Raw genomic sequence first — 8,156 nt, 5'->3', positions numbered from 1 at the left:
GTGTCGTCCGAGAAGGCGGCGGACCAGCACGGTGCCGCCAAGGCCGCGGACACGGCCTCCGGGGATGCCCCCCGCACGTCCCGGTCCGGGGCGGCCAGGTCGTGGTTCGGTCTGCGGGGCCGTGTCTTGGGCAGGCCGGCCGGCTCACAGGGGCACGATGCCTCCGAGGCCCCCGCCGACGAAGGGCGGCGATCGGCCCCCGCCGGTGCCGCCGCACCTGCCCGTCCGGCGCACGCCGACGCCGCGCCCTCCCGTGACCCGCAGGCGCGCGCCGTTCCGGATGCCGACCGTCCCGCCGAAGGCGACGACACGCGGCGCATCCCCGCGTATCCCGCCGCGGAGCGGGCCGTCCGGGCGCTGGCGGAGGCCGTCAGGTATGCGCAGTGGCGGCGGCAGGCCGCCGAGCCCGGCAGGGTGCCCGAGTACGACGACATCGACGAGGCAGAGGCCGCCGCCCAGATCGAGCGCCTGCTCGGCGCGGACAGCGACAGCCGGGGCTTCACCCTCGGCCAGGCCGACGCCCACGAGCTGCTCGCCCGCTACGGCATCCGCGTACGGTCCGCCCTGCCCGCCTCGGACGCCGACTCCGCCGCCGAGGCCGCCCGGCGCCTCGGCTATCCCGTTGCTCTCAAGACCACCGCCCCGCACCTGCGCCACCGCGCCGACCTCGGCGGCGTACGCCTCGATCTCGCGGACGAGACGCAATTGCGCCAGGCATACGCGGAGTTGACCGGGTCACTCGGCAAGCCCGCCGAGTTGCAGCCCGTCGTGCAGGCGATGGTCCCGCGCGGCGTCGACACCGTCGTGCGCGCCGCCATCGACCCCGGCGCCGGCGCTGTGCTCTCCTTCGGGCTGGCGGGCCCGCCCTCCGAGCTACTGGGCGACACCGCCCACCGCCTCGTCCCCGCCACCGACCGTGACGCGGCCGAGCTGGTCCGCAGCATCCGCACCGCCCCGCTCCTGTTCGGCTGGCGCGGCTCCGCGCCTGTCGACACCGCCGCGCTGGAAGAGCTCCTTCTCCGGGTCTCACGGCTGGTCGACGATCACCCCGAGGTGGTGTCGATCAGTCTCGAACCGGTCGTCGTCGCGCCCCAGGGCCTCTCCGTTCTCGACGCCTCCGTCCGTCTCGCACCACCGCCCCCTCGCACCGACCTGGGCCCCCGCAGACTCCCCAGCTACTGAGCGCTCGGGCCCCTCAGGGCCCCGTAGGATGGACCGCATGGCGAAGACCGGTACGACGACCCAGGGGCTGCGCGCGGCGATCGAGCGCAGCGGCTACTACCCGGCCCTCGTGGCCGAGGCGGTGGAGGCCGCTGTCGGTGGCGAGCCGATCTCGTCGTACCTCGTGCACCAGGAGACCACGTTCGACGCCAACGAGGTCCGCCGCCATGTCACGGTCCTCGTCCTGACCGAGAACCGCTTCATCGTCAGCCACACCGACGAGCAGGCCGCCGACACCAGCTCCCCGACGCCGTACGCCACGACGTCCACCGAGTCGGTCAAGCTCGACCGCATCTCGTCCGTCGTGGTCAGCCGCGTCGTCGCCAACCCGGAGTCGTACACCCCCGGCACCCTGCCCCGCGAGGTCGTCCTCACCATCGGCTGGGGCGCCGTCTCGCGCATCGACCTGGAGCCCGCGGCCTGCGGTGACCCGAACTGCGACGCCGACCACGGCTACACCGGCAACTCCACCGCCGACGATCTCAGCCTGCGGGTGAGTGAGGCGGGAGACGGTCCCGACACCGTGCGCCAGACGCTCGCCTTCGCCCAGGCACTCTCCGAGGCCACGGCGGCCACCCGCTGATGGCCCAGCCCGCGCAGAGCGCCGTCTGGCCGGACGAGCCCACTCCGCTCGCCGTCGACACGGCACCCGTGCCCGAGTACGGCACCGGCTCCCTCGCGGATCTCCTGCCCACCCTGGCCGCCGGCATGGGCGTCCCCGGGCTCACGAGGCGCATCCCGGAACTGACGCCCGCCGACCGCAACTGCGTGTTCCTGATCGACGGTCTCGGCTGGGAGCAGATCAAGGCGCACCCGGACGAGGCCCCGTACCTGACCTCCCTGCTCGGCACCTCGCGCGGGGGCACCGGCCGTCCGCTCACGGCCGGGTTCCCCGCCACCACCGCCACCTCGCTCGCCTCCGTCGGCACCGGCCTGCCGCCCGGCGTGCACGGCCTGCCCGGCTACACCGCGCGCAATCCGGAGACCGGCGAGCTGATGAACCAGCTGCGCTGGAAGCCCTGGACCCCGCCGCGCGTGTGGCAGCCCTACCCGACCGTCTTCCAGCTCGCCGACGAGGCGGGGGTGCACACGGCGCAGGTGTCGTCGCCGACGTTCGAGCAGACGCCGCTCACCAAGATCGCGCTCAGCGGCGGGGCGTTTCACGGGAGGCTCTCCGGCGAGGAGCGAATGGACCTCGCCGCCGAACAGCTCGCCGCCGGCGACCGGTCGCTGGTCTACACGTACTACAGCGATGTCGACGGCAAGGGCCATCGCTTCGGTGTGGACTCCGACGCCTGGCGCGGGCAGTTGATGTACGTGGACCGGCTGGTGCAGCGCCTCGCCGAGCAACTGCCGCCCCGCGCCGCCCTGTACGTCACCGCCGACCACGGCATGATCGACATCCCCTTCGACGAACAGTCCCGCATCGACTTCGACGAGGACTGGGAGCTGCGTGCCGGCGTCGCCCTGTTGGGCGGCGAAGGCCGGGCCCGCCATGTCTACGCCGTGCCGGGCGCCCAGTCCGATGTGCTCGCGGTCTGGCGCGAGGTGCTGGGCGAGCAGTTCTGGGTGGCCGGCCGGGACGAGGCGATCGCCGCGGGCTGGTTCGGCGACCGGGTCGACGAGCGGGTGTACGGGCGGATCGGCGATGTCGTCGCCGCGGCCCACGACGATGTGGTGATCATCGCGTCGGTCAACGAGCCGCACGAATCGGCCATGGTGGGCATGCACGGGTCCATGACCCCCGTCGAGCAGCTCGTCCCCCTCCTCGAACTACGCTCGTAACTCCCGCACCGCCACTGCCTCCCACGACCCGAAAGGTCCTCGACCTCCCATGCCCGAGCTGGTGTTCTTCTCCGGAACGATGGACTGCGGAAAGAGCACCCTCGCTCTTCAGATCGAGCACAACAGGTCGGCGCGCGGCCTGCAGGGCATGATCTTCACGCGGGACGACCGGGCGGGCGAGGGCAAGCTGTCCTCCCGGCTGGGTCTGGTGACCGACGCCGTGGAGGCAGCCGAGGGCTTCGATTTCTACGCGTACCTCGTCGACCGTCTCTCCAAGGGCGGCCGTTGCGACTATGTGATCGCGGACGAGGCGCAGTTCCTCGCGCCCGAGCAGGTCGACCAGCTGGCCCGCATCGTCGACGACCTGGACCTGGACGTCTTCGCCTTCGGCATCACCACCGACTTCCGCTCCAAGCTCTTCCCCGGCTCGCAGCGACTCGTCGAACTGGCCGACCGCGTCGAGGTGTTGCAGGTCGAGGCGCTGTGCTGGTGCGGTGCGCGCGCCACGCACAACGCCCGCACCGTCGGCGGCGAAATGGTCGTCGAGGGCGCCCAGGTCGTGGTCGGGGACGTCAACCAGTCACCGGACGAGATCGGTTACGAGGTGCTGTGCCGACGCCACCACCGGCGCCGGATGACGGCGGCGACGGCGCGCGCGGCCGCGCTGTCCCCGGACGTCCTGCCGGTCGGGACCGTCTGAACCGGGCGGCTCAGGCGGCCTGAACGGTACGGACCGCTTGAGCCGGGTACCCGGCTCGGACGGCCCGGCCCGCCGGCACCCTCGCCCCGCCGCGTCCCTCCCGCCCACGGCCCGCCGCGTCCCTCCCGCCGACGGTCCGCCCCCTCCGTCCCCACGGGCTCGGACGGCCTCGGCCCCGCCGCGTCCGCCGCCTCAGCCGCGGTCCGCCGGTGCCTCGGCCCCGCCGCGTCCGTCCCCTCACTCCCGGCCCCGCCGCCTCACCCCAGCACCTCGGCCCCGCCGCCTCAGCCCCGCTCCGTCCGCATGATCGTGAACACCGCGCCCTCCGGGTCCGCGACGGTCGCCTCGTGCCCGGCGGCCCCGGTACCCGGGGGCCGGATCACCTGTCCGCCCAGCTCGACGACCCGCTGGGCCGCCGTGGCGGTGTCCTCGACCTCGAAGTACGTCATCCAGTGCGGGCCGCGGTCCCGGGGGAGCGCCTGGCCGACCCCGCGCACCGAGGCCACCGGCCGGCCGCCGACGAGCAGCGTCAGACGGTCCTCCTCGGCCGGGCCGCCGTCGGCGGACGGGACGAGCGCCTGCGCCTCGTGGCCGAAGACCACCTGGTAGAACTTGCTCACCGTCGTGTCCCGGGCGACCAGCTCGTTCCAGACCGGCGTGCCATGGGTGCCGTGGACGGCGGTGCCGGTGTGTGCCGCGGCCTGCCAGACGCCGAAGACCGCGCCCACCGGGTCGGAGGCGATGGCCATCCGTCCTTCTTCCCCGGCGACCAGCGGGCCCACGGCCACGGTGCCGCAGGCGCTGCGGATCGCCTCGGCCGTCGCATCCGCGTCGTCCGTGGCCAGATACGGCGTCCAGGCGACCGGCAGATGACGGTCGGCGGGCAGGCGGCCGATCCCTGCCACCTCCTTGCCGTCGAGCAGCGCGCGGACGTACGGGCCCAGTTGCTCCGGGCCGGGCGCGAACTCCCATCCGAACAACGACGCGTAGAACTCCTGCGTCGCATCAAGGCCGTGCACCATCAGGCTCACCCAGCAGGGTGTGCCGGGCGCGCGCCGAGTCGCCTCGGTCATCGTCACTCTCTCCTCGGACCATCGTGGTGGCCGTGCGGGGACGGGCGCGCCGTTGTGCGGAAAGGGTGTGCGCCCGAGCAGATGCTTTCACCACCGGACGCCCACTGCGCCCCGGCCGCGCCGGATGTGGCGGGTTCCCGCCGGAGCATGCCCGGTCTGCGGCCGGTCATCCGCATCGAGGGCGTTACCGTGCGGCGATGCGGTGCGCGAGGATGGCCCGTATGACACCCATCATCTCCGCGGCCGATCTCGCGACCGAACTCGCCGGACCCACCCCGCCGGTGCTGCTCGACGTCCGCTACCAGCTCGGCGGTCCGCACGGTCGGCCCGCGTACGAGGCCGGGCACATCCCCGGCGCCGTCTTCGTCGACCTCGATGCGGAACTGGCCGGGCCTCCCGGAGCGGGTGGCCGGCATCCGCTGCCCGACATCGACGTCTTCGGCGCTGCGATGCGCCGCGCGGGCGTCGGCGCCGGCACGCCGGTCGTGACGTACGACGGGGACAAGGGCTGGGGTGCGGCCCGTGCCTGGTGGCTGCTGCGCTGGGCGGGGCACGCCGACGTACGGGTGCTCGACGGCGGGCTCGCCGCCTGGACCGGGCCGCTGGAGACGAAGGAGCCCGAGCCGGTGGAGTCAGACTTCGTCCCCGCACCCGGCGCCCTGCCCCTGCTGGACGCGGACGGCGCTGCGGCCATGGCCCGCGAGGGGCTGCTGCTGGACGCCAGGGCGGGGGAGCGGTACGGGGGCGAGGTGGAGCCCATCGACGCGGTCGCGGGCCACATCCCGGGCGCGGTTTCGGCTCCGACCACGGAGAACGTGGACGAGAGGGGACGTTTCCTGCCGCGCGAGCAGTTGGTCGCGCGCTTCGTCGGCCTGGGCGCGGGCGAGGACGCGAAGAGCGTCGGCGTCTACTGCGGGTCGGGCGTCTCGGCGGCGCAGCAGGCGGTCGCGCTGGAACTCGCGGGTTTCGTCCCGGCGTTGTACGCGGGCTCGTGGTCGGAGTGGTCGCGCGACCCGTCCCGCCCGGTTGCCACAGGTCCTGATCCGTCCTGACGCCGCCGTGGTGGGTGGGCCGGTGCAGTGGTGTTCCCTACGCCGGACCACCGCGCGCGGGGCCGGGTGGGTGTGTCGCGTCGTACGCCGGTTTGCGGTTGTCAGTGGTCGGGCGCCCGTCACGCCCGGTCGCCACGGGGCTCGGGCCGTTCCGACGCCGCCACGGTGGATCGGCCCGTGAGCGCCCGGCCGGGCGTGCGCCCACAGTGCCCCGGCGGCCCGCGCCGTCAGCGCGGCCGGTAGTTCCGCCGCGCTCCTCGGCCGGACGGGCCCGCCCTGTCGGTCACGTCATGGCCCCGTCCGAGCCTGTGCGTCCCTGTAGCGGTCGGGTCAACCTGCTCGCGGGAGCAGTCCCGGGCCTGGGAGTTGCTCGGGACCGGCTCCGCGGAGCTGCTGCCGTGCCCGCCGCCGGTGCGCCGGCGGCACGCGGCCTGGGCGGGCGCCGCGCCGTCCGCAGGCGGGGCCCCGACCCAGCCGGGGCGGTCGGGGTCGCATGCGTACCCGACGGGGCTCGCGGCCGCGGCACGCCGAAGGGCCGACACCGCACCGGTGCCGGCCTTCGCCGAGCCGCTACTCCTGCTTCTTGCGCCGCGTGCCGAAGACGATCTCGTCCCAGCTCGGCACCGCCGCCCGACGGCCGGGGCGGACGCCGTCCGCCTCCGCCTGGCGGTCCGTGGTGCCGGTCAGCCGGTCGCGGTGCCCCGCCACCGAGCGCGGCATCAGCACGTCCGCGTACGCCGAGCCCGCGCCCGCCGACGCCGCGGGAGCCACCGGCTCCTCCTCGGCCTCGGGCTCCTGGGCCGGGTCGAGCGCGGCGGGCTCTGGCTGTGCCGGGCGCTCCGGGACGACCATGTCGCCGCGGAAGTTCGGCACGGCCTCCAACAGGCTGGTCAGGGAGTCCCGTTCGCCGCTGTCCTCCGCGTTGGGCGCGGGGCCGACCGCGGGCCGGTCGATCTGGCGGTCCAGGGCACGGTCCAGCGGCCGGTCTCTCGGCAGCCGTGCGATACGCGGCACGAACGGGAAGCTCGGCTCCTGCGCGATCGTGTCGTCCGTCTCGCCGATCAGCGAGCGCGCCTCGTCGTCGACGGCCTGGACGAGCCGTCGCGGCGGGTCGTACGTCCAGCTCGCCGAATGGGGCTCGCCGGCCACCCGGTAGACCAGCAGGACCTCCCAGGTGCCGTCGTCACGGCGCCAGGAGTCCCACTGCACGGTGTCCTTCTCGGCCCCGCGCAGCAGGAGCCGTTCCTGCACCGCTTCGCCGAGCTGTGGGCCGGTGTTCTCGCCGGGACGGCGTACGGGCGTCTTCCGGGCCCGCTCCGCCATGAACGCGCGCTCGGCGAGGACCGGGCCCTCGAAGCGGCGCACCCGGTCGACGGGAATGCCGGCGAGCTGCGCGACCTCCTCGGCGGAGGCACCCGCGCGTATACGCGCCTGGATGTCGCGGGGGCGGAGATGGCTCTCCACCTCGATCTCGATCTGGCCGAGGCGGGCGCGGTCGTTGCGTACCGCGGCGCGCAGCCGCTCATCGATCGGAAGCGTGTATTCCGTGCTGTCCGCAGCCTTGAGCACCAGCCGTGTGCCGTCGTTGGAGACGGCCACGACACGCAGTTCGGGCATGGGGACCTCCCGGGTGGTGCCTGCCGACGTCACCTGCGTCGCTGCTTCCGCTAGTCGAGTGTGGCCTGCCCGGGTGCAGCCTGCCACAACCTTGCCGAGTTGCCCGGCGTGTCGGGCACAGGCCCTTGATCGCCGTTATGGCACGGTTATCTATTTGCCACTCAGAGTGATCGCACGCTCACTCTGAGCAATAGATTCCCGTCCGGTGCCGCGGCGCCGCCGGATCGAGCGCCGCTTTCGGCCCCCTACCTGGGGTCCCGAACACCACGAAGGTGCTTGGGCCCAGGGCTCGCCACAGTACTCCATTCGGGCCATCGGGGTGGACTGCCGCGCCGCCGAACTTCTCGGCGGGGGTGGGAGTTGGCGCGCCGAATGGGGGTTGACCAGGTGTTGTGCTTCACGGGAGCGGCAGAAACGGAACTATTCACTTCGCTCAACTGTCCCTATCTGGGTGTACGAGGGGCAGATGGGTGGACAGCGGCGAGAGGTGTAGGAGAAGGCGGACAACGGGACGAAAGGGCGGGAACGGGTCGAAGTGCCGGGCGACGTGATGGGCCACGCATAGACGCGAGCGTGCCCCAGATCGCGGGCGGCGCACTCGCCGCGGTCGCCGTGGCGGTGCTCGCCTCACAACTGGTCGTCCACGGCACCGTCTTCGGTACCTGAGTCGTCAACGTGGTGGCCGTCCGCGCCGGTCCGCTGTTCCGG

The 8,156-nt window shown here is 73.6% G+C and carries 7 protein-coding genes; 5 read left to right on the top strand and 2 right to left on the bottom strand.

Annotated features, from left to right (window positions below; genetic code table 11):
* The 4 genes from ACH5AF_RS29080 to ACH5AF_RS29065 form a co-directional block, all read left to right on the top strand.
* The coding region (locus ACH5AF_RS29080; protein WP_398905651.1) for an acetate--CoA ligase family protein at positions 1–1,182 on the top strand (1,182 nt) is incomplete at its 5' end.
* 37 nt (positions 1,183–1,219) lie between these two features.
* A complete protein-coding gene (locus ACH5AF_RS29075) occupies positions 1,220–1,804 on the top strand; it encodes a DUF5998 family protein (protein WP_215176050.1) in 585 nt (194 codons plus the stop codon).
* A complete protein-coding gene (locus ACH5AF_RS29070) occupies positions 1,804–3,006 on the top strand; it encodes an alkaline phosphatase family protein (RefSeq protein ID WP_398905649.1) in 1,203 nt (400 codons plus the stop codon). Before ACH5AF_RS29075 ends, ACH5AF_RS29070 begins: the two co-directional genes overlap by 1 nt.
* A 49-nt stretch (positions 3,007–3,055) precedes the next feature.
* On the top strand, positions 3,056–3,706 hold the full coding sequence (locus ACH5AF_RS29065) for a thymidine kinase (RefSeq protein WP_398905647.1): 651 nt from the start codon (positions 3,056–3,058) through the stop codon (positions 3,704–3,706).
* A gap of 284 nt (positions 3,707–3,990) precedes the next feature.
* Here ACH5AF_RS29065 and ACH5AF_RS29060 read toward each other — a convergent pair whose 3' ends face one another.
* Positions 3,991–4,779, bottom strand: coding sequence for a VOC family protein (locus ACH5AF_RS29060; protein WP_398905645.1), 789 nt, complete (start codon positions 4,777–4,779; stop codon positions 3,991–3,993).
* 221 nt (positions 4,780–5,000) lie between these two features.
* Here ACH5AF_RS29060 and ACH5AF_RS29055 point away from each other — a divergent pair, with 221 nt between their 5' ends.
* A complete protein-coding gene (locus tag ACH5AF_RS29055; protein WP_398905644.1) occupies positions 5,001–5,831 on the top strand; it encodes a sulfurtransferase in 831 nt (276 codons plus the stop codon).
* A gap of 570 nt (positions 5,832–6,401) precedes the next feature.
* On the opposite strand, the gene sepH is transcribed toward ACH5AF_RS29055, so the two are convergent.
* A complete protein-coding gene (gene sepH, locus ACH5AF_RS29050; protein WP_398905643.1) occupies positions 6,402–7,448 on the bottom strand; it encodes a septation protein SepH in 1,047 nt (348 codons plus the stop codon).
* Between the last annotated feature and the right edge of the window lie 708 nt (positions 7,449–8,156).

This window comes from Streptomyces sp. NPDC018833 (assembly GCF_044390825.1).
Taxonomy (GTDB): Bacteria; Actinomycetota; Actinomycetes; order Streptomycetales; family Streptomycetaceae; genus Streptomyces.
This window is presented reverse-complemented; position numbering and strand designations above follow the sequence as displayed.

Coding starts and splice junctions, on each gene's coding strand:
- ACH5AF_RS29075 (WP_215176050.1), top strand. CDS start 1,220: ATGGCGAAGACCGGTACGACGACCCAGGGGCTGCGCGCGGCGATCGAG.
- ACH5AF_RS29070 (WP_398905649.1), top strand. CDS start 1,804: ATGGCCCAGCCCGCGCAGAGCGCCGTCTGGCCGGACGAGCCCACTCCG.
- ACH5AF_RS29065 (WP_398905647.1), top strand. CDS start 3,056: ATGCCCGAGCTGGTGTTCTTCTCCGGAACGATGGACTGCGGAAAGAGC.
- ACH5AF_RS29060 (WP_398905645.1), bottom strand. CDS start 4,779: ATGACCGAGGCGACTCGGCGCGCGCCCGGCACACCCTGCTGGGTGAGC.
- ACH5AF_RS29055 (WP_398905644.1), top strand. CDS start 5,001: ATGACACCCATCATCTCCGCGGCCGATCTCGCGACCGAACTCGCCGGA.
- sepH (WP_398905643.1), bottom strand. CDS start 7,448: ATGCCCGAACTGCGTGTCGTGGCCGTCTCCAACGACGGCACACGGCTG.